This window comes from Actinoplanes sp. NPDC048967 (assembly GCF_040649415.1).
In the GTDB taxonomy this organism is placed as follows: domain Bacteria; phylum Actinomycetota; class Actinomycetes; order Mycobacteriales; family Micromonosporaceae; genus Actinoplanes.
In genome coordinates this window covers 283,807-306,676 of sequence record NZ_JBEZFL010000009.1, presented here as the reverse complement: position 1 = coordinate 306,676, position 22,870 = coordinate 283,807, and the positions used below count along the sequence as shown (strand labels likewise).

21 protein-coding genes are annotated in these 22,870 nt (G+C 71.2%); 11 read left to right on the top strand and 10 right to left on the bottom strand.

Going from position 1 to position 22,870, the window contains the following annotated elements; genetic code table 11:
* Nucleotides 1–9: 9 nt before the first annotated feature.
* The gene (locus AB0C12_RS34150; protein WP_360554127.1) at nucleotides 10–1,473 is read left to right on the top strand and encodes an arabinofuranosidase catalytic domain-containing protein; all 1,464 of its coding nucleotides are present in this window, start codon (nucleotides 10–12) and stop codon (nucleotides 1,471–1,473) included.
* Between the two features lie 13 nt (nucleotides 1,474–1,486).
* Here the strand turns inward: AB0C12_RS34150 and AB0C12_RS34145 are convergent, their stop codons facing one another.
* Together AB0C12_RS34145 and AB0C12_RS34140 are read right to left on the bottom strand one after the other, a co-directional pair.
* Nucleotides 1,487–1,705, bottom strand: a complete 219-nt coding sequence (locus tag AB0C12_RS34145; protein WP_360554125.1) for a hypothetical protein — start codon at nucleotides 1,703–1,705, stop codon at nucleotides 1,487–1,489.
* A gap of 26 nt (nucleotides 1,706–1,731) precedes the next feature.
* Entirely contained in the window at nucleotides 1,732–2,253 is a 522-nt protein-coding gene (locus AB0C12_RS34140; protein WP_360554123.1) for a hypothetical protein, read from the bottom strand.
* Between the two features lie 183 nt (nucleotides 2,254–2,436).
* Between AB0C12_RS34140 and AB0C12_RS34135 the strand changes: the two genes are divergently transcribed.
* Both AB0C12_RS34135 and AB0C12_RS34130 read left to right on the top strand, forming a co-directional pair.
* Nucleotides 2,437–2,835 carry a hypothetical protein gene (locus AB0C12_RS34135; protein WP_360554121.1) on the top strand — a complete coding sequence of 133 codons (399 nt, stop codon included), beginning with the start codon at nucleotides 2,437–2,439 and terminating at the stop codon, nucleotides 2,833–2,835.
* Nucleotides 2,836–2,911: 76 nt separating this feature from the next.
* Nucleotides 2,912–3,835: a hypothetical protein gene (locus AB0C12_RS34130; RefSeq protein ID WP_360554119.1), complete on the top strand. Its 924-nt coding sequence runs from the start codon at nucleotides 2,912–2,914 to the stop codon at nucleotides 3,833–3,835.
* A 1-nt stretch (nucleotide 3,836) separates the two neighbouring features.
* Here AB0C12_RS34130 and AB0C12_RS34125 read toward each other — a convergent pair whose 3' ends face one another.
* Nucleotides 3,837–5,006 carry a PQQ-binding-like beta-propeller repeat protein gene (locus AB0C12_RS34125; RefSeq protein WP_360554117.1) on the bottom strand — a complete coding sequence of 390 codons (1,170 nt, stop codon included), beginning with the start codon at nucleotides 5,004–5,006 and terminating at the stop codon, nucleotides 3,837–3,839.
* 252 nt (nucleotides 5,007–5,258) lie between these two features.
* Between AB0C12_RS34125 and AB0C12_RS34120 the strand changes: the two genes are divergently transcribed.
* Entirely contained in the window at nucleotides 5,259–6,722 is a 1,464-nt protein-coding gene (locus tag AB0C12_RS34120; RefSeq protein ID WP_360554115.1) for an endo-1,4-beta-xylanase, read from the top strand.
* 51 nt (nucleotides 6,723–6,773) lie between these two features.
* Here AB0C12_RS34120 and AB0C12_RS34115 read toward each other — a convergent pair whose 3' ends face one another.
* Nucleotides 6,774–9,485 (bottom strand): tetratricopeptide repeat protein, encoded by a 2,712-nt coding sequence (locus tag AB0C12_RS34115; RefSeq protein ID WP_360554113.1) that lies wholly within the window; start codon nucleotides 9,483–9,485, stop codon nucleotides 6,774–6,776.
* 374 nt (nucleotides 9,486–9,859) lie between these two features.
* Here AB0C12_RS34115 and AB0C12_RS34110 point away from each other — a divergent pair, with 374 nt between their 5' ends.
* Nucleotides 9,860–10,744 (top strand): sigma-70 family RNA polymerase sigma factor, encoded by an 885-nt coding sequence (locus AB0C12_RS34110; protein WP_360554111.1) that lies wholly within the window; start codon nucleotides 9,860–9,862, stop codon nucleotides 10,742–10,744.
* Here AB0C12_RS34110 and AB0C12_RS34105 read toward each other — a convergent pair.
* Together AB0C12_RS34105 and AB0C12_RS34100 are read right to left on the bottom strand one after the other, a co-directional pair.
* Entirely contained in the window at nucleotides 10,686–11,282 is a 597-nt protein-coding gene (locus AB0C12_RS34105) for a sigma factor-like helix-turn-helix DNA-binding protein (RefSeq protein ID WP_360554109.1), read from the bottom strand. The two genes, AB0C12_RS34110 and AB0C12_RS34105, sit on opposite strands and share 59 nt — an antisense overlap.
* A 183-nt stretch (nucleotides 11,283–11,465) precedes the next feature.
* On the bottom strand, nucleotides 11,466–12,215 hold the full coding sequence (locus tag AB0C12_RS34100; protein WP_360554107.1) for an NAD(P)H-binding protein: 750 nt from the start codon (nucleotides 12,213–12,215) through the stop codon (nucleotides 11,466–11,468).
* A 281-nt stretch (nucleotides 12,216–12,496) separates the two neighbouring features.
* Here AB0C12_RS34100 and AB0C12_RS34095 point away from each other — a divergent pair, with 281 nt between their 5' ends.
* From AB0C12_RS34095 to AB0C12_RS34080, 4 genes are read left to right on the top strand one after another with little or no spacing between them, the layout of a single operon-like run.
* Entirely contained in the window at nucleotides 12,497–13,012 is a 516-nt protein-coding gene (locus AB0C12_RS34095; RefSeq protein ID WP_360554105.1) for a hypothetical protein, read from the top strand.
* A gap of 14 nt (nucleotides 13,013–13,026) precedes the next feature.
* A complete protein-coding gene (locus tag AB0C12_RS34090; protein ID WP_360554103.1) occupies nucleotides 13,027–13,509 on the top strand; it encodes a hypothetical protein in 483 nt (160 codons plus the stop codon).
* Nucleotides 13,510–13,559: 50 nt separating this feature from the next.
* A complete protein-coding gene (locus AB0C12_RS34085) occupies nucleotides 13,560–14,303 on the top strand; it encodes an SDR family NAD(P)-dependent oxidoreductase (protein WP_360554101.1) in 744 nt (247 codons plus the stop codon).
* A gap of 38 nt (nucleotides 14,304–14,341) precedes the next feature.
* Nucleotides 14,342–15,184 (top strand): SDR family NAD(P)-dependent oxidoreductase, encoded by an 843-nt coding sequence (locus AB0C12_RS34080; protein ID WP_360554099.1) that lies wholly within the window; start codon nucleotides 14,342–14,344, stop codon nucleotides 15,182–15,184.
* A 21-nt stretch (nucleotides 15,185–15,205) separates the two neighbouring features.
* Here AB0C12_RS34080 and AB0C12_RS34075 read toward each other — a convergent pair whose 3' ends face one another.
* The 4 genes from AB0C12_RS34075 to AB0C12_RS34060 form a co-directional block, all read right to left on the bottom strand.
* Complete coding sequence (locus AB0C12_RS34075; RefSeq protein ID WP_360554097.1) at nucleotides 15,206–16,051, bottom strand: PHP domain-containing protein; 846 nt, start codon at nucleotides 16,049–16,051, stop codon at nucleotides 15,206–15,208.
* Nucleotides 16,035–16,880 (bottom strand): class I SAM-dependent methyltransferase, encoded by an 846-nt coding sequence (locus AB0C12_RS34070; protein ID WP_360554095.1) that lies wholly within the window; start codon nucleotides 16,878–16,880, stop codon nucleotides 16,035–16,037. The genes AB0C12_RS34075 and AB0C12_RS34070 overlap by 17 nt, the downstream gene beginning before the upstream one ends.
* Before the next feature lie 59 nt (nucleotides 16,881–16,939).
* Nucleotides 16,940–18,964, bottom strand: a complete 2,025-nt coding sequence (locus AB0C12_RS34065) for a tetratricopeptide repeat protein (RefSeq protein WP_360554093.1) — start codon at nucleotides 18,962–18,964, stop codon at nucleotides 16,940–16,942.
* A 129-nt stretch (nucleotides 18,965–19,093) separates the two neighbouring features.
* The gene (locus AB0C12_RS34060; RefSeq protein ID WP_360554091.1) at nucleotides 19,094–20,128 is read right to left on the bottom strand and encodes an NADPH:quinone reductase; all 1,035 of its coding nucleotides are present in this window, start codon (nucleotides 20,126–20,128) and stop codon (nucleotides 19,094–19,096) included.
* Between the two features lie 78 nt (nucleotides 20,129–20,206).
* Between AB0C12_RS34060 and AB0C12_RS34055 the strand changes: the two genes are divergently transcribed.
* Both AB0C12_RS34055 and AB0C12_RS34050 read left to right on the top strand, forming a co-directional pair.
* Nucleotides 20,207–20,557: a metalloregulator ArsR/SmtB family transcription factor gene (locus tag AB0C12_RS34055; RefSeq protein WP_360554089.1), complete on the top strand. Its 351-nt coding sequence runs from the start codon at nucleotides 20,207–20,209 to the stop codon at nucleotides 20,555–20,557.
* A 117-nt stretch (nucleotides 20,558–20,674) separates the two neighbouring features.
* The gene (locus AB0C12_RS34050) at nucleotides 20,675–22,852 is read left to right on the top strand and encodes an MMPL family transporter (RefSeq protein WP_360554087.1); all 2,178 of its coding nucleotides are present in this window, start codon (nucleotides 20,675–20,677) and stop codon (nucleotides 22,850–22,852) included.
* The last annotated feature ends 18 nt before the right edge of the window (nucleotides 22,853–22,870 follow it).

Below are 22,870 nucleotides of genomic sequence, written 5' to 3'. Positions count from 1 at the left end.
AAGGATTTGATGATCGTGCGGAGAAGAACGCTGAGTCGCTTCAGCACCGCCTTGTTGTTCCTCGCCGGTGCCGGCGTCTCCGTGGTCTCGGACGCGTCGGGCGCCCAGGCCGCCGTCTCCGGCCCCTGTGACATCTACGCCTCCGGCGGTACGCCGTGCGTAGCCGCGCACAGCACCACCCGGGCGCTGTACGGCGCGTACACCGGCCCGCTCTACCAGGTTCGCCGGGCGTCGGACAACGCCACCCGGGACATCGGCGTGCTGAGCGCGGGCGGCTACGCCGACGCCCCCACCCAGGACTCGTTCTGTGCCACCACGAGTTGCGTCATCACCGTCATCTACGACCAGTCCGGCCGCAACAACCGCCTCACCCAGGCACCCCCCGGCCACTGGCCGGGTCCCGCCGCCGGCGGCTGGGACAATCTCGCCGACGCGAAGGCCGCACCCGTCACCGTCGGCGGCCAGAAGGCGTACGGCGTCTACATCGCTCCCGGAACCGGTTACCGCAACAACAACACCAACGGTGTCGCGACCGGCGACCAGCCCGAAGGTATCTACGCGGTCGTCGACGGCGCGCACTACAACCAGTGGTGCTGCTTCGACTACGGCAACGCGCAGACCGACGGCGAGGCCGATTCCCCCGCGATCATGGAGACCGTGTACTTCGGCGCCGACAAGCAGTGGGGATACGGGGCCGGCAGCGGTCCCTGGATCATGGCGGACCTGGAGTGGGGACTGTTCTCCGGGGTGAACGCGGGATACAACGACATCCCGTCCGTCAACCACCGTTTCGTGACGGCCATGGTGAAGGGCGAGCCGAATCACTGGGCGATCCGGGGCGGGAACGCGCAGTCGGGCAGCCTCTCGACCTACTTCGACGGCGTACGCCCCAACGGCTACCACCCCATGAAGAAGGAAGGGGCCATCCTGCTCGGCATCGGCGGGGACAACAGCGTCACCGGCCGCGGCACCTTCTTCGAGGGCGTGCTGACGTCCGGCTACCCGTCGGCCGCGACCGAGAACGCCGTCCAGGCCAACATCACCGCCGCCGGATACGCCCCGGCCGGTGGCAGCGACCCGCGGCAGAGCGTCCAGCTCGTGGGCGGGCAGTCCGGCCGCTGCATCGACGTGCCCAACGCGAGCACCACCAACGGCACCCAGGTCCAGCTGTGGGACTGCGCCGGCAGCACCCAGCAACGCTGGACCCACACCGCCGCCAGGCAGCTGCAGGTGTACGGCAACAAGTGCCTCGACGCCAACGGCCAGGGCACCACCAACGGCACCCAGGTCATCATCTGGGACTGCCACAGCGGCACCAACCAGCAGTGGACCATCAACGCCAACGGCACCATCACCGGCGTCCAGTCCGGACTGTGCCTGGACGCCAACAGCGCCGGAACAGCGAACGGCACCAAACTCATCCTCTGGGCCTGCAACGGACAACACAACCAGCAGTGGTCCGCGCGTAGCTGACCGCGCGGCGGGGTCAGCCCGTCAGGTCCATCAGGTGGTGTTCCACCTCATGGACGGTGTGCCGGCCGAGGCACAGGATCGTCTGTGACTCGGCCGACGGCCAGTTGTAGACAACAGTGCGACTCCACCGCGGTGGGCTCAGGGCGTCGAAGTCGCGCGCCAACCATCGGGGCGGCAGGTCCGCGGTCGAAACGGTGGCGTAGGCGAATCGGCACTCCTCGCACCGATCCACGTCGAGCAGGACAACGCTCCTCTCGGCTATTGGCGGAGCTCAGGAAAGGTTCCGAAAGGCCCTACCGGGCCGCTGGACATCGTCAGCTGGATGACCCCGGTGGGGATCTTCGGGAACGGCGGCCGGGAAGGTGGCCCGGCCGTCATGCCCAGGGTGATGTGTGGGCGGTAGTCCCGGTCCACCAGACCCAGCGGCGGATGGCCGAGACCCAGGAACTCCTGGTGCAGGGCGTCCAGCTCGGGACTCCGCACGATCTCCAGGCCGAAGTAGTAGCCGCCGGTCGGGACGTAGTAGTCACCGGGTGGGACCACCGAGTACAGCAGGCCGATGATGGTCGCCGGGAAGATCCGGCCCCGGTGGGATGCGGTCGCCGCGACGATCCCGGCCGTCTGGTCCTCGGCGCAGTCCATGTGCAGCACCGAGACGTGCGGAGGGGCTTTCTCGCCGAGCAGCATGAGCGGCTCGTGACCGTCCCCGATCGCGTGCGACAACTCGATCAGCGACCGCGAGGTCTCCGCATCCGGCCGCAGCACCACTCCGTAAGCCACGAGGCCCATTGTGTCAGCGGCGCAGGGCCAGCCCTCCGTCACCCGTTCGTGTCATGGTGCGACGACTTGGCAGTCGTTATGGTCAGGCGCTGTTGCGATCCCCCTCACCGACGGTCCCCACCGGCATCGGCGGTCCACCGAAGCTGGACCGGCTCGTCGACGGCGCCGAAGTCACCGGCGACCATGACGCTGGTCAACCCGGCTTCAGCCGTGCAGGAGGTGGCCTTCCGGCTGGAGAGCAGCGAAGGCGAGGAACGCACTCTGGTCGCCAAGCCCGGCGAGACCAAGAGCGAGACGTTCCCGGCCACGGTCGGCTTCACCCTCGACGTCACGCCCGCCAGCGGCTTGCAGCCTCCCGGAGGCGCCAGGCCCCGCACGATCGCCCACGAACAGCCCGAGAACTGCTCCACCGAGGACGGCGGTACGGCCGCGGGCGACGACGAATCGGCAGGCCGCGGCGCGCCGGCGCCGCGTGAAGTTCACCGCCTGACGCCGACAACAGAAGCCCGCTGGCCCGAGGGTCAGCGGGCTCCTTCGCGTTCCGGACACGAGAAACCTCAGAGGACGTCAGCCGGTCGGTGATCCGGCGGGACATCACGTATCGACCGGGACCGCTATGGTGTCCGGAAGATCTGTCACGACACGGGGGTATTGCGACATGCGTCTTGCCGTCCTGCGCGCCACCACGACGTCCCTGCTGCTGGCCGGCGCCGTGGCGCTGCCTGTCGCTCCGGCCTCCGCGGCCGCCTCTCCGCACGTCTCCTTCGCCCCGCCGGCCGTTGTCGGCGCCGGGCTCACCGCCGCCGAGGTTCCGGTCGAGGTCGTCAACACCGGCGGCACCGCGCGGTCGAGTGTCGCGCTGCGGATGACCGTCACGCCGGTCTCCGGCAGCGCTCTGCGGCCGCTCGACTCCACGCTGGTGCTCAGCTATCAGTTCGGCACGCAGTACCGCTCGCTGAACTACGAGGTCCGCGGCGATGCCCTGGTGGCCACCACTCCCGCGCTGTCCGGGGTCGACGCCGACGCCACCACCACGATCCGGCTGCGCATCTCGACGCGGCCCACCGAGAGCGCGCCGCACGTCGACAAGATGACCGTCCGTGTGGCCACCGAGGCGCTGGACGGTGACGGCGTCGTGTTCGCGGCCGACCGCAGGGCCGACCGGATCGCCCTGGTCGAGCCGCGGGCCGACATCACCGGCTGGTCCGGCCGGCTCCAGGTCGGCACGCCCACCGTCGTGACGATGTCGCTGACCAACACGACGCCGCTGGCCTACTCGATTCTGCGGCCGGGCCTGCTGCTCAATCGGGCCGGCAATGACCAGGTCCTCGTCGAACGCCTCGACGGCGACCAGTGGACGCCCGTGTCAGGCCCGAGCAACAGCTACTACTGGTGGTACTCCGACGGCAACCCGAGCCTGCAGCCCGGCGAGTCGTACACGGCCACGCTGCGCATCACCTTCACCGACGAGGCCGCCGCCGGCGAGCAGGGCACCCTCTACAACGTCGGCTACACCTACTTCGGCTACCCCATCGCGGTGGACGGCGAGGCCTACACCGTCACGGCGGCCGGCGGCCGCTGACTCAGGGCGCGTACGCGGTCACCGTCGACCCGGTTCGGCCGTACAGCCGGCCGTTGGCCACCATCGGTGCGTCCTGCAGGGCCGAGGTCTTCGCGTCCAGCGTGATCGGTTTCCCGGTGCGCGTCTCGAACGCCGCCAGGGGGCGACCGGTGTCCCGCCAGCCGTACACCACTCCCCCGCCGACCGCGAACGTGATGGGGGCGTCCTCGGTGAAGGTGGCCGTCCAGACCCGGCGGCCGTCCTTCGCGTCGACGGCGATCAGCTCGTCGGAGAAGGTGTGCAGGTAGATCCGCTCGCCATCAGTGGCGAAGCCGAAGGTCGAGCCGTGGCTCGGGAAGGTCTTCAGCACGGCTCCGGTGGCCGCGTCGACGCTGCGGATCCGCTCGTCCGGCCCGCATCGCAGGTAGAACGTCGAGCCGTCGGGTGACGCGCCGATCGGGGTGTGACAACCCGCGTCGGCCGGCCACACCGTTCGGCCGGTCGTGACGTCGACCGCGGTGGTCGAGTCGTCGCCGACCACCAGGATCCTGCCCCCGGCGGCCACTGTCTCCCCGGCGATCGAGCCCTGTCGTGCCCAGACCCGCGAGCCGTCGGCGATGCGGTACGCCCGGATGCCGTACTTGCTGATCGGCGCGTCCCACACGCTTCCGACCACGATGCCCTTGTCGACGAGCAGGCCGTACATGGTTTCCGGGATCCGCTTGCGGTAGAGGACCTGGCCGGTGGTCACGTCGTGGACGCTCAGGAAGGTCTTGCCGGACCGGCAGTCCCGGGACTGGGCGACGAGCCTGGTCCCCACGATCGCGGCGAGGCTGATGCTGGTCTTCCTGGTGGTGGCCGGTGTCCGCCAGGCGAGCGCGCCCGTGGTCGCGTCATAGCCGCTGATCCGGTACGCCGCCGCGGTGATCAGCCGATTCGCGCCGACCAGGGGCGTGGCCGGGGCAGCGCACTTCGCGGTGGCCAGCGGGACGCTCCACCGTGGCTTGAGCTTGCCGGCGGTCGCGGGGGTCAGCCGGGTCTCGCCCGGGTTGTAGTAGTCGCCGGTCGCGTGGGCCGCGGCCTGTCCCCAGGCGTCGGGGGTCGTCGCGGCGGCCGGATCCGGGAGCGGCATCTGGTCGGCGGCGGCGCTGAGCGCGGCGACCACGGCGACGGCTAGGTAACGACGTTTCACGGCATCTCCTCGGCACGGGACAAGAAGATCACCGTAGGGAGGAATGTCCCGGATGGACGGCTGCCGGGCGCGGCGCTCACCCGGTCGAGCGACCTTGACGTCTCCGGAAGTTTCGGTCCTTCAAGATCCACTTCGCGTAACTTCTGATTGACAGCTCCCGATATTTGGCTGAGGCTTACCGGGTCGAAACAAGGAGGAAACCTCGTGAGTAGCGTACTTGGACGGGCCGGAAGTAGACCGAAACTTGCAGCGATGGGCGCAGCGGTTCTTCTGGTCGGTGGCGTCGTGACCGTGCAGTCCACCGGCACCGCTGAGGCAGCCGCCAGCACCCTGCGGGCCGCCGCCGCCGAGGCCGGTCTGTTCTTCGGCGCCGCCGCGGGTCCCGGCAAACTGAACTCCTTCTTCTCCAGCGAGTTCGGCCAGCTCACCCCCGAGAACGACATGAAGCCGGACGCGATCGCCAACGCCAACGGCACGCTGCGCAACACCGGCAACGCGGACACGCTGGTCAACTTCGCGCAGTCCAACAACATGGTGGTACGCGGCCACACCATGGTCTGGTACTCGCAGGCCGGGCAGTTGCAGGGCGCCAACCAGTCGACGCTGAACACGTACATCGGCAACGCGCTGACGCGCTGGGGCAGCAAGATCGCCTACTGGGACGTCGTGAACGAGTCGCTGGCCGACAACAACGCCGGGACGCGCCGCAGCCAGTGGCCGCACACCCTGGACCGCGACGCCAACGGCGACGGCGACTACTTCGACGCGACCGACACCGACTACATCCGGGACTCCTTCACCCGGGCCAAGCAGGTCGTCCAGCAGAACGGGCTGAGCACCAAGCTCTGCATCAACGACTACGACGTCGAGGGCCTGACGGTCCAGGGCGGCGGCCGCAACAGGAAGTCCGACGCGCTGTACGACATCGTGCGGGCGTACACCCAGGGGTCGAGCAAGCTGATCGACTGCGTCGGGTTCCAGAGCCACTTCAACGACAACCCGAACAGCATCATCACCGCCGACCTGCAGGCCAACATCCAGCGCTTCGCCGACCTCGGCGTCGAGGTGCACCTCAGTGAGCTGGACATCGACGACGACCTCAGCAACAACGACATCGGCCAGGGTCAGGCGGAGAACTACCGCAAGGTGGTCCGGGCCTGCCTGAACGTCGCGCGGTGCACGGGCATCACGGTCTGGGGCATCTCCGACAGCGAGTCGTGGCGCGCCTCCGAGCGCGGCCTGCTGTTCACCGGGAGCAACGGCAACTACCAGAAGAAGGCGGCCTACACGGCCGTCCTCGAAGAGCTCAACAAGGGCCGGGGCACCACGACCCCGCCGAGCTCACCGCCGGTCTCCTCGCCGCCGGTCTCGCCGTCGGTGCCCCCGGTCTCGCCGTCGGCCTCGGCCAGCTCGCCGCCGGTCCCGGCCGGATGCTCGGCCGCGGTGTCGCTCAACTCCTGGAACGGCGGGTTCGTCGCCACCGTGCGGGTCACCGCCGGGTCCGCGCCGATCAACGGCTGGACCGTCGGCCTGAACCTGCCCAGCGGCGCCACCGTGACCAGCGGCTGGAACGCCACCAACTCCGGCACCAGCGGCGCCGTGCAGTTCTCCAACGTCAGTTACAACGGGCGGGTCGCCGCCGGGCAGTCGGTGGAGTTCGGCTTCCAGGGCACCGGCAGCGCCGTCGGCGCCTCGCCCACCTGCACCGCCTCGTGAGCTGATCCGAGGCCCGGGCCGCCCTCGAACGGGCCGGCCCGGGCCTCGGCGTCATCGGGACTCGAGCCGTTCGAGCTCGGCGGCCACGTCCGCGGCCTCGCCCGTGCCGACCTTGGTGAACAGGGCGAGCGCGGTGCGCAGGTGCTCGGCCGCGGCGGCCGGCCGGTCCGCAGCCAGCTCGGTACGGCCCAGCCCGGCGTACGACTGGGCCTCGTCGATGGCGCTGTCGATCTCCTGGGCCAGGCCGAGCGCCAGCCGGTGATGCTCGGCGGCCCGGTCCAGCTCACCGAGATCCCGGTACGCGGCCCCCAGCTCGTTGAGCGCCTCCGCCTCGCCGCCGCGTACGCCGAGATCACGGACCAGGTCGATGGCTTCGGTCAGGGTCTCGATCGCGGCCGTGGGATCGCCGTTCTCGCGGCGCAGAGTGCCGAGGAAGACCAGCCCCGTGGCCACGCCGAGCCGGCTGCCGACCTCCCGGCTGCGCTCGACGGCCAGGGCGAGCGCGTCCGCCGCGCCGGCCCGGTCCCCGGTGCGGTGCAGCACGGCGCCCAGGTGGTTGAGCGCACTCGACTCCCGGAGCCGGTCGCCGAGCTCGCGGCACTGCGGCAGCGCCTCGGTCAGCGCTGCCTCGGCGGCCGGGTAGTCGCCGCGGATCCGGTGCACGTAACCCAGGACCGTCAGCACCGACGACGTTCCCGGCAGATCGTTCAGCTCGCGCGAGCGGCGCAGCGACCGGTTCAGCAGATCCACCGCACCGGACAGGTCGGATCCCATGTACCGCACGATGCCCAGTTGCAGCAGCGCGTTGGCCTCGCCGCGGCGGTCGTCCAGCTCCGCACAGCGGTCGAGGGCGTCCTGCAGCGGCGGCACCGCGCTCGGGTGGTCGCCGACGGAGTACCGCACCATGCCGAGTTGCAGCAGGGCATTGGCCTCGCCGCCCCGGGAGCCGAGGCGGCGGTAGAGGTCGAGGGCACGCTGCAAGGCTTCGACGGCGCTGTCGTAGTCGCTGCGCAGGCGCTGCGTGTCCGCGAGACAGACCAGGGCGTACGCCTGCGCCCAGGGATCGTCGCGGTCCCGCGCGACCGTCGCGGCGGCCTGGTGCATCGCCAGTGCGTCGGCCCAGGGGCCGTCCATCCGCAGCAGACCGGTCAGGCCGGCGGTCAGCCCGACGAAGCGGGCCGGATCGTCGCCCCGGGCGCCGGCCAGGGCGGCCAGCAGGTTGGCGCGCTCGGCCCGGGCCCAGCTCAGCGCCTGCACGCTGTCCGTCAGCTCGGGTCCGGCCCAGGTCACGGTGATCGCGGGCGGCTGGGGCCGGGTGTAGGGCAGCAGATAGCCACCGGCGACCGTGGCGGTGTGCTGGTAGTAGTCCAGCAACCTGTCCCGAGTGTCCCGCCGCTCCCGCTCCGGCAGGTCGCGGGAGCGGGCCTTCGCGTAGCTGCGGATCAGGTCGTGCAGCCCGTACCGGCGGTAGCCGACCTCGATGAGCAGGTTCTCCCGGTGCAGCGCGTCGAGCTGGTCCACGGCCTCGTCGGGCGTACACCCGGCGAGCACAGCGGCCGCGTACGGGTCGACGTCGATGCCCGGATGCAGCGCCAGGTGCAGCAGGAAGTCCTGCCGGCCGGCCGGTAGAGTGTCGTAGGACAGGTCGAAGGCGGCCGCCACGGTGGCGTGCTCGGCGGTCAGCGTCAGCAGCCGGGCGTTGATCTCGGCCCGCAAATCGGTCAGCGTCCAGGTGGCGTGGGCGGTGTAGACCTTCGCCAGCAGGGAGACCGCCAGCGGCAGCCGGCCGGCCAGCGTGACCACCTCGTCGACCGCGGCGAGCGGCTCGGTGCCGGCCCGCGGCGCCTGGTGCAGGAACATCGTCCGGGCCTGCTCCAGCGGCAACAGGCCCAGCGCGAGGTGGCGGGTCCGTCCGGGCAGGTCGCCGAGCCGGCGCCGGCTGGTGACCAGTACGGCGCACTCCGGGTTGCCGGGCAGCAGCGGGTTGACCTGGTCGCTGCCGGCCGCATTGTCGATCACCAGCAGGATCCGCTTGGCCGCCGACCGGTCCCGCCACAGCGCGGCCCGGCCGTCCAGCGACTCCGGCACGTACCGCGGGTCGACCCCGTCGGCGGTCAGCAGGGTGGCCAGCGCGTCGGCCGGGTCGGCCGGCTGCTGGCCGGGGGTGTGCGCGTGCAGGTCGAGGAAGATCCGGCCGCCCGGAAAGCGGTCCGCGAGCAGGTGGGCGGCGTGCACGGCGAGCGCCGTCTTGCCGACGCCGGGCATCCCGTCGATGGCGTGGATCGAGACCACGCCGCCGGTGGCGGCCGCGATGATCTGGTCGAGCTCGGCCGTGCGTCCGGTGAAGGCCAGGGTGTCCGGCGGGAGGACCCAGCGGGCCCGCTCCGGCGGCCGGTCACCGGTCCGGCGACGGCCCGGGTACGCGCCGGGCCCGGCCGGCTGGCGCCGGCGGGCCTGTTCCCACAGCGCCCGCCAGTCCTGCTCGTTCCAGGCCGGCGCGGTGGCCTGCCGCTTGCCGATCAGCTCGGTGAGCGCGGCGACGAACGCCCGCAGCTTGGCGAAGGTGTCCGGGGTCATCGGGTTGGCCGCGGAGAGCCAGCTCGAGACCCGCTGTTTGTCGATGTTCGCGGCCGGCGCCCCGGCCTCCTCGAGGTTGAACCGGGTGTGCCGGGCCACGGTCGCGTACAGCGGCTTGCCGGCGGCCTGGTAGAGCTCGGCGAAACGGTCCCTCAGCTCCCGCTTCGCGGACCCCGGACCGCTCATGCCGTCACGTGCTCACGTGGGAAGTCCTGCACAGGACCCCGCACGGTACGCCCGTGACCTGCGGTTACGCCGAAGACCGGGAGATCGGGCGCAGTCGCGCGAAAAGCACCGGCTCCGCGGGGGTTCATCCTGATCTCCACTTTCCTTATCTGCGAGGTCGACGAACGGGGGCGCAGATCAGGAAGGCCCGGCCGCCGGCGTGCTTGTCCCGCCGGCGGCCGGGTGCTGCACTGATCGATCGATCGGGTGCACCCCCAGATCTTCCGGAGACCATCCAACCAGAGTCAGCCGGACCCTTCTGCCCGCTGCCGGTTACCCCGGACCTCCGCCACTCGTCATGTCCATGACGGAACGCGCTGGGGGAAGGTGTCGACATGACCGGATCGAACGCGCACGAGGCCGTCGCGCGAGCCTTCGAGGCGCAGCGTGAGCGGCTGGTCGCGGTGGCCTACCGGATGCTCGGGTCCCGCGCGGACGCCGAGGACGCCGTGCAGGAGGCCTGGCTGCGGCTGGCCCGCCAGGAAGCCGCCGCGATCGACAACCTCGGCGGCTGGCTGACCACCGTGGTCGGCCGGGTCTGCATCGACCTCCTGCGCTCCCGCCGAGCTCGGCCCGAGGCGCCCTCCGACCAGCTGCCCGAGCTGATCGTGGCCGCCGACCCGGGCGATACGCCCGAGGACAGCGCACTGCTCGCCGACTCGGTCGGCCTGGCGCTGATGGTGGTGCTCGACACGCTCCGCCCGGCCGAACGGCTCGCCTTCGTCCTGCACTACATGTTCGCGGTGCCGTTCCAGGACATCGCCCCGATCGTCGGCCGGTCCCCCGACGCCACGAAGATGCTCGCCCATCGGGCCCGTCGCAAGGTGCAGGACAGGCCGCCGCCCGGCGACGAGCCGAAGAACCGGCGTGCGGTGGTCGACGCGTTCATCACGGCCTCCCGGAACGGTGATTTCGACGGCCTGCTGCGGGTGCTGGACCCGGACGTGACGTGGCGCGCGTACACCGGGCACGGGGTTGTTGTCAGACAGGGCGCGACCGAGGTCGCCGCCCGGGCCCAGCACGGGGTCAAGGCCCAGGTGAGCACCTACCCGGTGCTGGTCAACGGCGAGCCGGGCTTCGTGGTGTCGGACCGCAAGGGCAGGCCGCTGGGCGTCATGGCGTGCACCGTGGCCGACGGCCGCATCACCGAGATGGTGTCCGTCACCGACTCCGAGCGCCTCGCGTCCATGGACCTTCCACGGTCGGCCGGGGCAGGCTGAGGGAGGCGAGCCGGGCCGGGTCGGTCACCGACTCCATCTCGACGATCCGGCCGTTCACGACCGTGCACGCCATGACGGTGCGCAGCCGGCCGTCGGGCGTCCAGGCGGCGACCCCGAAGGCGTCGTTCACCCGTACGCGGCGTGCTGTGCCGCGTGCCCGTCCGGCCCGCCGCACCCTGGCGGCCACCTCTGTGGAGCCGCTCCTGACGACCAGGCCGCGCGCCGTGTGCTCCCGCCAGGTCACGTCCGGGTCGAGCACGCGGAGCAGGCCTTCGAAGTCTCCGTGGCCGGTCGCGGCCATGAAGGCGTCGACCACAGCGCGCTGCTCCCGGTGGCTGGCGGCCGGCCGCGGCGTGTCCCGCACCTTGCGGCGGGCCCGCCAGGCGAGCATCTTGGCGGCGTCACCGGAGGTGCCGACGATCTCCGCTATCTCGTCGAACGGCACCGCGAACACGTCGTGCAGCACGAAAGCCAGGCGCTCGGCGGGGCCGAGGGTGTCGAGAACCACCATCAACGCCAGGCCGACCGACTCGGCCACCAGCGCGTCATCCGAGGATCCGGTGCGCCACGGACACCAACCGTCCGCGCTGCTCCTCGAACGCGCGGGCCAGCGGCTCGTCCGGACCCGTACCGGTCATGGTTCTCGCCTTCCTCTCGGCGGTTCGCGTCATGGACATGACGCGAACCGGGAGGCAGAAGTAACCGACGCGGAAGCCCCGGGTCACGCACCCAGCGCGGCGAGCCAGTCCTCGAAGGTGGTGGGAGTGATCTCGGCGTCCGGACCGGGCAGCAGGACGTCACCCGCCATGGACTGGTCGAAGACGCCGTTGTGCCAGGTCGGCACGAGACGGACCGTCCTGCCCTGCGCGGTGTGGGTGCGCCGGGCCATGTCGACCAGGTCCTGGGTGTCGGGGCCGGCGATGTCACGGTGCCGGCCCTGCGGCTGTCCCACGGCGACCCGGGCCAGCACGTCGGCCACGTCCTCGGGCGCGATCGGCTGGAGCAGCAGGGGCGGGATCAGGGCGGCCCCGTCCTGCTCGAACCAGGACGCGACCATGGCCGGGAAATCGTGGAACTGGGTCGCGGGGACGATCGTGAACGGGACCGGACCCGCCTCCACCGCGGCCTCCTGCGCCCGTTTGCCCGCGTAGTGGGCGTTCCCCTCGACCTTGTGCACGCCCACGATGCTCAGCGCCACGTGGTGCCGTACGCCTGCCCGCTCTTCGGCCTCCAGCAGGTTTCCGGTGGTCGCCGTGAAGAAGCCGACGGTCTCGGCCCGGTCCGGAGCGGTGCTGCTCAACGTGTCGATCACCGCGTCCACGCCGGTCACTGCCGCTTCCAGCCCGCTTCCGGTGCGGACGTCCACCCCCTCGGCGCGGCTGATCCGCCGGACCTCGTGCCCGTCGCGTTCGAGGGCTGCCACCGTCAGGGAACCGATCCGGCCGGTTGCTCCGGCCACTGCAACGCGCATCGTTCTTCCTTCCACCTGGTGTCGTGACCACTGGTCGATTCGGGCCGGCGAAACGTGACAGCTGGTGACCGGCGACACATTCCGGCCGGCCTGTGACGATTTTTCCGGACGCCTCGTCAACAGAACATGTCAAACATCGTGATTACCGGAGCCACCGGCGTTGCCGGGCGGCGTGCCGTACGGGAACTGCTGGCCCGGGCCACCGCGTCACCGGCGTCACACGATCGGCCCGCGGCCGATCGCGGCTCGAGGGCCTCGGAGCCCGTGCCGGCGACGCCTGGGTGGACGAAGGCGCGCCGGTGACCGGCGGCGGCACGACCACTGCGGCGCTGGCGGCCGAGACCAACGCCACGCGGTTCTTCACCGGGGACACGGTCATCCTGCGCTTCGGGATGTTCATCGGGCCGGACAGCCACCTCTCCCGGGCCGACGTCGAGAACGCGCGCAAAGGAGTCTCCCCCGGCGTCGGCCGGCGGGACGCGTACCAGCCGACCCTCTGGCTCGACGACGCCGGCACCGCGGTGGCCGCGGCGGTGATCGCGCCCGCCGGCACCTACAACGTGGCCGACGACGATCCGCCCACCCGGGCGGAGATCGACGCCGCGCTGGCCGCCGTCGTCGGGCGCACAGCACTTCGACCGGCGGTGAACGAGATACCGCCCGAGCTGGAGCCCCTGAGCCGATCCCAGCGCGTCCGCAGCCGGAAGCTCCAGGAAGCGAGCGGCTGGACTCCGCGGGTACGGGGCGGGACCGACGGTTGGCGCCTGATCACGACCGCACCGGACCGGATCAGATGACCGGGAGAAAGCCCGTGAGCCGTACTGCCGTGATCCTCGCCCGTCTCGTACCGCTCACCGTGCTGCCGTCGGGGGTGTGGCGGACCCTGCTGGGGCTCGGGTTCGGCATGGGATTCAGCCCCGCCGCGCTGCAGGCCGGTGACATCCCGGGCTGGGGCTCGGCGTGGGCCTTCTTCCTCACCGTGCTCACCGAAGCGCTGGCGCTGCTGACCATCGGTCTCGTACGCCCCTGGGGTGAGGTCGTGCCCGCCTGGGTGCCGTGGCTCGGTGGCCGCCGGATCCCACCGGTGGCTGTGGTCGTGCCGGCGACCGCCGGCGGCCTCCTGCTGATCGTCATCTGGACCTTCGCGGTGGGACGGCTGTTCGTCACTCCGGTCGAGGAGTTCACCGGCGGGACCGGGTGGTGGGTGCTGCTGGTGAGCTGCTACCTGCCGGCGCTGTTGTGGGGGCCCCTGCTCCTCTCCGTCACGTACCTGTACTACCGGGCCAACACGTGAGGCGGCCCACACCTTGTTACAACCCGGGGCTGCCTCTCGTCACGGATGGCATGACAGCTACGCGGAAGACCTCGGTGCTGATCACCGGAGGCAACAAGGGACTGGGTTATGAAACGGCCCGCCGGCTCGGCGAGCAAGGCTGGACGATCTTCCTCGGCTCGCGGGATCCGGTACGCGGACAAGCGGCCGCCGACAAGCTGACCGCCGGCGGCGCCGAGGTGGTCATGGTGCCGTTGGACGTCACCTCGGACGAGTCGGTGGCCGGCGCCGTACGGCTCGTCCGCGAGCACACCGACCGGCTGGACGTGCTCATCAACAACGCCGGCGCGCCGGGGCGCGTGGTCGCGCCGGCGGAAGCGACGGTCGAGGAGATCCACTCCGTGTACGAGACCAATGTGTACGGGCCCATCAGGGTGACGCACGCCGTTCTTCCGCTGCTCCAGGCGGCCGACAACCCGCGCGTGGTGATGGTGGGCAGCGGCGGCGGTTCCTTCGCCGTCGTCACCGACCCGGCCCAGCCCGTCTCGAAGATGCACGAACTCGCCTACAGCTCGTCGAAGGCCGCCCTGCACATGATCACGCTCCGGTACGCCCAGGCGCTGCCGGCCGTCAAGTTCAACGTCGCCACCCCGGGCGAGATCGCCAACCACAGGTTCGCCGCCACCGACATGAACCGGCACACCGGTCAGCTGACCGTCACCGAGGGCACCGACTCGATCATCCGGCTCGCGACCGTCGACGCCGACGGGCCGACCGGGATCTTCGTCGACCGTCTCGGCCCCGTCGCCTGGTGAACCGCCCGGCCGACCCGTACCGGAAAGGAAGGAACACCATGAGCAAGGTCTGGTTCGTCACCGGCTCGTCCCGCGGCCTGGGCCGCGAGTTCGTCGCGGCCGCGCTGGCCCGCGGTGACCGGGTCGCCGCCACTGCCCGGAGCACCGCGAGCCTGGATGACCTGGTCGCCGCCTACGGCGACGCGATCCTGCCGCTCGAGATGGACGTGACCGACCGGGCGGCGGTCTTTTCGACCGTACGGCGGGCAGAAGAGCACTTCGGCCGGCTCGATGTCATCGTCAACAACGCCGGCTACGCCCAGGTCGGCGCCGTCGAGGAGCTGTCCGAACAGGAACTGCGGGAGCAGCTGGAGACCAATCTCTTCGGTGCGGCCTGGGTGATCCAGGCTGTGCTGCCGTACCTGCGCGAGCAGCGCTCGGGACACATCATCCAGCTGTCCTCGGCGGCCGGGGTCATCGCCATGCCGCTCGGCGGTGCGTACCACGCGTCCAAGTGGGCCCTCGAGGGCTTGAACGAGGCGCTCGCCGGTGAGGTCGCTGACTTCGGCGTCAAGGTGACCATCGTCGAGCCCGGCGGCTTCGCCACCCGGGGTGGTAAGAACCCCGACCCGCTGGCCAACGGGCACATGGCCCGGACCCAGCCGGCGTACGACGATCTGCGCCGGCGTCTGGCCGCCCTGGTGGGCCGGCAGCCGGCCGGCGACCCGGCCGCCGCGGCCCAGGCCCTGCTCAAGATCGTCGATGCGGACCGCCCGCCGCTGCGGGTGCTGTTCGGCCAGGGCTTCTACCCGCTGGTGCAGCAGGTGTACGCCGACCGGCTCAAGACCTGGGCCGACTGGCAGGACCTGTCCGCCGAGGCCCAGGGACACCGGGTGGGCTGAGCCGCGTGGCCCCGGTGTCGCTCAGTCGACCCGTCCCCACAGGCTGTGGGGGCTCTCACCGGGTTTGAAGCCGTGCGCCTCGGCCAGCTGCGCGGCCTCGGCGAAGCCGTGTCCGACCAGGGCCGGCAGGTGGGCGTCACTGCCGAAGGTGATGGCGTCGCCGCCCTCCTCGTGCCACCAGGTCAGCACCGTCGCATGCAGCGGCAGCCGGGTGTTGACCTCCAGCGCCCGGCCGGACTGCGCGGTCAGCCGCAGCGCATGCCGGAACTCGTCCTCGAAGGCGGCGGGGTCGAAAGGGCCGGCGTGCTCGGCCGGCCAGAAGCGGACCGGATAGTCGATGTGGGCCAGCACGGAGAACGTCCCGCCCGCCGACACCATCGCGGCGACCTCGGCAAGATAGTCCCGTACCACGTCGTGGGGGTCCCGGTGCGGGAAGATGCCCCAGGGCTCGGCGAGGACGCCTTGGTCCGGCAAGGTGTGCAGCGAGCCGAGCAACCGGTCGAACCGGCCCGCGGCCAGCACCCGCGCGATCTGGTCGGCGTGGCGGTGCGGCTCCCCCAGCTCCAGACCACTGAGGACGCGCAGCTGCGGGAACTCCTCCCGGCAACGCTCGATCGCCGCCAGATATCCGGCGGCGTCGAACGCGGGCGGCGTCAACAGCCCGTCAGCGTCGGCCAGCGCCGTGAGGTTGTCCATGACGTACGGCCCTTCCAGCGCGACACGCCACACGGTGTGATCCAGGTGCTCGGTGAATGCGACGGCCGGAAGACCGAGCTCCACGGCCCGGAGGCAGGTCTGCTCCATGTCGCCCACGGCCGTGTCCCACGACCATTCGCTGTGCACGTGACTGTCAGGAGGCAGGGGCATCGGACGACCTCCGTGGTGGGAACCTGAACCGCACGATCCTCGTCGAGCGTTTCAGACCCGGCAGCAGGGTGAGCAGCCGGTAGACGCGACGGACGGTCGCGGGCGCCTTGGCTTTCACCAGTGCCGCGTCGTACATCGGCGCCTCGTCAACGAATTCGAGCCGCGGATGCCACTGGGCCAGCGCCGCCGGATCGTCGAATCCGCAGTGGAACTGGGCGTCGTACCGGCGCAGCGTGGGATCCCACCGCGAGGTGCGCCACGCCCAGACCGGCACCGTGTCGAACTGCAGCTGCCCACTGGGAAACGCCTCGACGACAGTGGTGAGCAGCCGCCGGACGTCAGCTTCGGTCAGGTAGGGCACCAGCCCTTCGGCGATCAGGAGCACCGGGCGTTCGCGGGGAATGCGGTCCAGCCAGGCCAGGTCGGTGACACTGGTGCCGAGCTGGACGTAGTGCTCACGCGACGGCAGCAGTTGTTTCCGCAACTCGATGACGGCCGGGTAGTCCAGGTCGAACCAGTCGACGGTGGCGGGCGGGTCGATCCGGTGGACCCGGGCATCGAGGCCGCACCCCAGGTGCAGCACGACCGCATCGGGATGAGCGGCGAGGAAGCTCCGGGCCCAGGTGTCGTGGGCCAGACTCCGGATCACGGCGACGAGGCCCAGCTGGGTGGCCCCGCGGCCTCGGTCGTAGCCGGGATCGAGCCGGCGCATCACCCTCTCGGCGTACCGGTCACCGAGAATCGGGTCCGGCAGGCGGTTGTCGAGGGCTTTGGCCTTGAGAACAGGCGTGAGCGTCTTCTGCACGCCGACCAGTTCAGCGCCATCCACAAACCGACCCTACGGCGCGACATACAACGACGGAAGCGGATCCCTGCGGTGACCCTCGTTCACCGCTGCCGGCGTTCGTTGAGCAGCTCGACCGCTTGTGGCTCGCCGAGTTCGGCCGCCTTCCGGAGCCAGACGTCGCTCTCAGCCGGGTCAGCCGCCGTCAGCAGGAGCGACAAACCAGTCATGGCCGGGACATGTCCGCGCTCCGCGGCTTCACGCCAGCACAGGATCGCCCGGTCCCCGTCGCCTTCGGTCAGCATGGCATGCACACCCAGGTGGTACAGCGCCGTCACCGATCCGCGGTCGGCCGCGCGCATCAGCACACCCGCCGCCATCGTCACCTCACCGGCGCGCAGTGCCCGGGCGCCGAACTCCGTGAGCGCTTCCGGATGGTCGGCCATCACCAGCTCGCCGAGAAGTCGTGCGTAGGCCGGATCGTCGTCGTCCTCCATCAGCAGGGCGAGAGCGAATTTCGCGTCCAGTTCACCGGCCTCGGCCCCCCGCCGCCACCAGCTCTTCGCCGCCGCCCGGTCACCGCGGTTCATCGCGATCTCGCCGAGGACGAACGCGCCCGACAGGTCGCCGCGCTCGGCAGCCGCCTGCAACCACACCTCGGCCTCGAGCTCCCCGAACCGGGTGCCGAGCGCCATACCGTAGATGATCATCCCGCGGGTGGAGCCGGCCTGGGCGGACCGCCGCCCCCACTCGATCGCGTCGTCCCAGCGCTTCTCCATCACCAGTAGGCAGGCCAGGAAGGCCGCAGCCTCGGCGTCCCCGGCCTCGGCCATCGGCCGGGCGATCCGCTCGGCCCAGTCGGTCCGTTCTTCCTGTACGGCGTTCGCCGCAATCGACCGCAGTTCGCCGTCGTCGCCGGCGGCCAGCTCGTACACGAGCGGCCACACGGCGTCCTGAACCGGCGGCCCGGGCCGGCGCGAGAGCGCGCGGACCGGTCCGACCAACTGTTCGGAAGCGAGGTATCCACCCGGAACCGGCCACAGGCACGAGCTTGCCCCGAGCACTCGCGTGGTGGCCCAGGCCAGCCCGTCAGCGACCGTGGGGAGATCGGTGCGGCCGTACCACGGATCGGCCAGATACCGCGGTAGAAGCTTCTCCAGGACCTCGACCGGCACCGGCCCCCGTAAGCCCGCCCGGGCACAGTCCACCGCGGCGGAGACGAGCGCACTGCCGACCGCGTACAGAGGGCCGCCGCCGACCAGCCAGCGGTCGAGCAGCGCGCGCCCAGCGACGAGGTACTCACCGAATCCCTCCCGCGCGTGGTACGCCTGCTCGAGCCGCGGGTCGTACCGGGTGTCGTCCGGCGCCGCCGCCCACTCCTCCGGGGTCAGGAAACGGTCGATCTTGAACCACCGGTGCCCGGGCATGCCGCTCAGCACATCCGTACCCGGTGGCGCCCCGGCCGCGGGTGCCGACCGGATCGCCGCGATCTGCTCGTCCCGGATGGTGGCCACGACCGCGAGACGCTGATCGCGGGTCAGCCGGTCGAGGGTCGCCAGATCGAGACCGTCCGGTCCGAGGAACCGCTCGAGCCGGTCCAGCCAGACGACCGCGCCGTGCCGCGGCACCGGCGCCTCGGCCAGCTTCCGCAGTTCGTCCGGCCCGGCGGGGCGCCAGAGCGGCTGTCCGCGGCGGGCATTGTTGATCGCGACGACCGCTGTCCGCGTCTTGCCCGCCGGGCCCTCGCCGTGGACCAGGACGAACCCGCCGCGCTTGACGGCCTCCCGCAGCTCGTCGTCGATGCTCCGGCCGATGTAGAGCGGGATCACCCCGCTGATCGCGTGGGGGCTGTGGATGGCGACAGCGACGCCGAGGTCCAGGTCGCCGACGTCCCCGACGAGCCCGGGCCGGTCGTCCACCCGGGCCCGCTGAGTCACGAACCTGATCACCGTGGCAACGCCGCCACCAGCAACAACCAGGAATCCGAAGAGGGCCACCAGGCCGGAGCCGACGCTCGAGTACTGGTCCGCGTCGGCCAGCTTCTGCCGGGCGAGGAAGCCGACCGCGACCGCCATGCCCAGGCAGACCACCACGACCGTGATGATCACCCGCGCTGACAACCGCCGCATGCACCCATTGTGCCAAGATCACGACATTGATCGATCTCTTGACCGCCCGGCCGAGGCGTGCTGATCCGCTCGCCCGGCCATGTCGGATCGCGCCCAGCTCGTCGTCCATGCCTGTCGCGCCGGCCCGGCTCAGTGATCGCGATCGACCTGGATGACGTCCACCAGGACCTTGCCGACCGCGCCGTTCTCCACTGCCCGGTGGGCGTCGGCGGTGCGGTGCAGCGGGAAGCGGAGCAGCGGCAGGCCGCGTTCCTCGCCGACCGGCAGGGCGCCGTCCCGGGTCGCGGCGGCGACGTCCTCGACGGCCGCGGCGCGCGCCTGCGGGCCGGCCGTGTAGAGCACCAGGAACTGCAGACGCGTGTTCAGCACCATGTTCTGCCCCACGTTCAGCTCGATCGCGTGTCCGCCCTCGTTGGCGTACGTCGCGATCGTGCCCCGGGTGCGCAGCACGGCCAGGTCCAGAGCGAGGTTAGCGCCCAGCGCCACCTCGGCGACGATGTCGACGCCGTCCGGCGCGAACGCACGGATCGCGGCGGCCGGCTCGCCCTCGCGATAGTTGACCGTGTGGTGAGCCCCCGCCGCGGTCGCCAGCTCCGCCTTCTCCGGGCCGCTCACCGTGCTGATCACCGTGGCGCCGGCCCAGCGGGCGAGCTGGATCACCGCGTGCCCGACCGCGCCGGCCCCGCCCGCGGCGAGGACCACCTTGCCGTCGAGCGCGCCGGGGTGCAGGCGGCGTGGCCCGTCCTCGGCCACGGTGAGTGCACGGTGTGCGGTGAGGGCGGGTACGCCGAGTGAGGCGCCGACGTCGAAACTGACCGCGTCGGGCAGCGGCACGGCCTGATCGGCGGGTACGACGGTGAACTCCGCGGCGGTGCCGGTGGGCCTGCCGGCCGCAGCCATGAACAGCCACACCCGCCGGCCGATCCGGCCTGGGTCGACGCCCTCACCGACGGCGTCGATCACACCGGCACCGTCGAGGTGCGGGGTCATCTCGGTGCACAGCTTGCGGTGGGCGAGGCCGGAGCGGGCCTGCCAGTCGGTCGGGTTGACCCCGGAAACGGCCACCTCGACGCGGACCTCGCCGGGGCCGGGCGCGGGCCGGTCACGTTCGACGAGCTGGAGAACGCCGGGACCGCCGTTCTCGCGGTAGATGATCGCCTTCACGAGTGCTCCTCCGTTCGATTTGCATCGAACAGTACGACGACGGTCGAACTTTCAGCAAGATCTGGTTAGGCTCGGGTCGTGACCGAGGTGATCGAACCCGCCATCGAGACCGTGACGATCGACGTCGTGCTCAGCGCACTGGCCGATCCGGTACGACTCACGTTCGTCCGCGCCCTCGACGCCGCCGGGGACTGGACGTGCGGCAGTGATGTCCTCAGAGACACCGGCGTCACCATCGGCAAATCAACGCTGTCGCACCACATCAAGGTGCTGCGCGACGCCGGCCTGATCCGCACGCGGGTCGACGGCATCCGCCGGTTGGTCAGGCTTCGCTACGAGGACGTGGAGCAACGCTTCCCCGGGTTGCTGACGATGCTGCGCACGCCCGACTCTGCCCGCGCCGCTACGGAGACGCCCTTCGAAGCGTGAGCCGTACTGCGATTTTCGTATCCGGAGCCTGCACCTGCACGACGACGCGACCGGGGCCCGGCCGAGAGGCTGAGGGCAACGTTCGACAGAGAAGTGGAGTGTCGTGCCATGGCAGGCATGCTCGGTCGTCTTGGTCGCTTTTCCTATCGCCGGCGGTGGTCGGTCGTCGCGGTGTGGCTGCTCGCGCTCAGCGGGGCGGTTCTGCTCGCCGTCAAGTCGGAGGGCCCGGTCAACACCCGGGCGACGATGCCGGGAATCGAGTCTCAGCAGGCGTTCGACCTCATCGCGGAGCGCTTCCCCGGCGCCGCCGCGGACGGGGCGTCGGCGACCCTCGTGTTCGTTGCTCCACCGGGTCAGGCGTTGACGTCCGCGGCGAACAAGAAAGTCATCGACACGGCGCTGGCAGCGGTTTCCGGTGGTCCTCAGGTGGCGCGGGTCGTACCGCCCTCGCCCGGCGGGAGCATCAGCGCCGGCGGTTCGACCGGGTTCGCGTCGGTGACGTACCGGGTGCCGTCGCCGGAGGTGACCGAGGAGTCGCGGACCGCGCTGGCCGACGCGGTGGGGCGAGCGCGTGCTGCCGGGTTGACGGCGGAGATGTCCGGCTCCGCTCTCAAGACCGGCACCCGGATGAGCCCCATGGAGCTCGCCGGGGTGGCCATCGCCGCGGTCGTGTTGCTGATGACGTTCGGTTCGATGGTGGCGGCGGGTCTGCCGCTCCTCACGGCGATCATCGGTGTGGCCGTCTCGTTCCTCGGTGTCTGGGCGGCGGCCGGCCCGTTGGAGATGGCGATCACCAGCGGCATGCTCGCTCTGATGCTGGGACTGGCGGTCGGCATCGACTACGCGATGTTCGTGGTCTCCCGGTTTCGAGAGGAACGCCACAGCGGGGACGCCGAGCAGGCGGCCGGTCGCGCTGTGGGAACGGCCGGCTCCGCGGTGGCCTTCGCCGGGACGACCGTGGTGATCGCGCTCGCCGGCCTGTCGGTGGTGGGGATCCCGTCGCTGGCGAAGATGGGTCTGGCCGCCGCCGGCGCGGTGGTGGTGGCCGTCCTGGTGGCGCTGACCCTGGTCCCGGCGCTGCTGGGCTTCGCCCCGAACCGGGTCCTCGCCCGAGCGCAACGCCGTGGCGGTGCCCGTACCCCCGCCCGCCGCTCGGTGGCGCGCCCCTGGATGCGGCTGGTGCTGCGCCGTCCGCTCGTGATCACGCTGGCCGGCGCCGCGCTGCTGGCCGCGATCGCCGTTCCGGCCCTGTTCCTGCGGCTCGGCACCCCCGGGGACGCGTCGCGGCCGGTCACCGAGACCCAGCGGCGCGCGTACGACCTACGGGCCGCGGCGTTCGGTCCCGGGTTCAACGGTCCGCTGACGGTGGTCGTGGACGCGCGTGGTGCCGCGGACCCGAAGGCCGCGGTGGCGACCGTGGCGGACAGCATCCGGGCGACCGGAGGCGTGGTGTCGGTGTCGAAGGCGAGCTTCAACCCGCAGGGCGACACGGCCGTCCTGACCGCCGTACCGTCGAGCGGCCCGACCGACGCACGCACCGAGACCCTGGTGGAAACGCTGCGGGCGGCACGCCCGGGCGTGGCGGCCGCAGCAGGGGTGAGTTACGAGATCACCGGCACCACCGCCCTGGACATCGACATGGCACGCAAGACGCGGTCGGCGCTCGTGCCGTACGTGTCGATCGTGATCGGTCTTGCCGTGCTGCTTCTGCTGGTGGTGTTCCGGTCGGTCTGGGTCCCCGTCAAGGCGGCGCTCGGTTTCCTGCTGTCGCTGTTCGCCGCGCTCGGGGTGATCGTCGCGGTGTTCCAGTGGGGCTGGGCGGCCGGCGTGCTCGGCGTCGAGCAGAGCGGGCCGGTCATGAGCCTGATGCCGATCCTGCTGGTGGGCATCGTGTTCGGGCTGGCCATGGACTACGAGGTCTTCCTGGTGTCGCGGATGCGGGAGGCCCACGCGCACGGCCGGCCGGCCCAGGACGCGATCGTCACCGGCTTCGCGCAGAGCTCGAAGGTGGTGGTCGCGGCCGCGGTGATCATGATCGCGGTGTTCGGCGGGTTCGCGGCCGCCGACGAGCCGCTGATCAAGATGGTGGGCCTCGGGCTCGCGTGCGCGGTCTTCTTCGATGCCTTCGTGGTTCGCCTGACGCTGGTACCCGCCGTCCTGCAACTGCTCGGTGAGCGCGCGTGGTGGCTGCCGGGTCGGCTCGACCGGTGGCTGCCGCACGTCGACGTGGAGGGCGGGTCGCTGAGCGAGGAGCAGTCCGGGCCCGAGCCGGCTCATGCCCTGAGCGCGCGTTGATCGCCCGGGTAGTGTCGG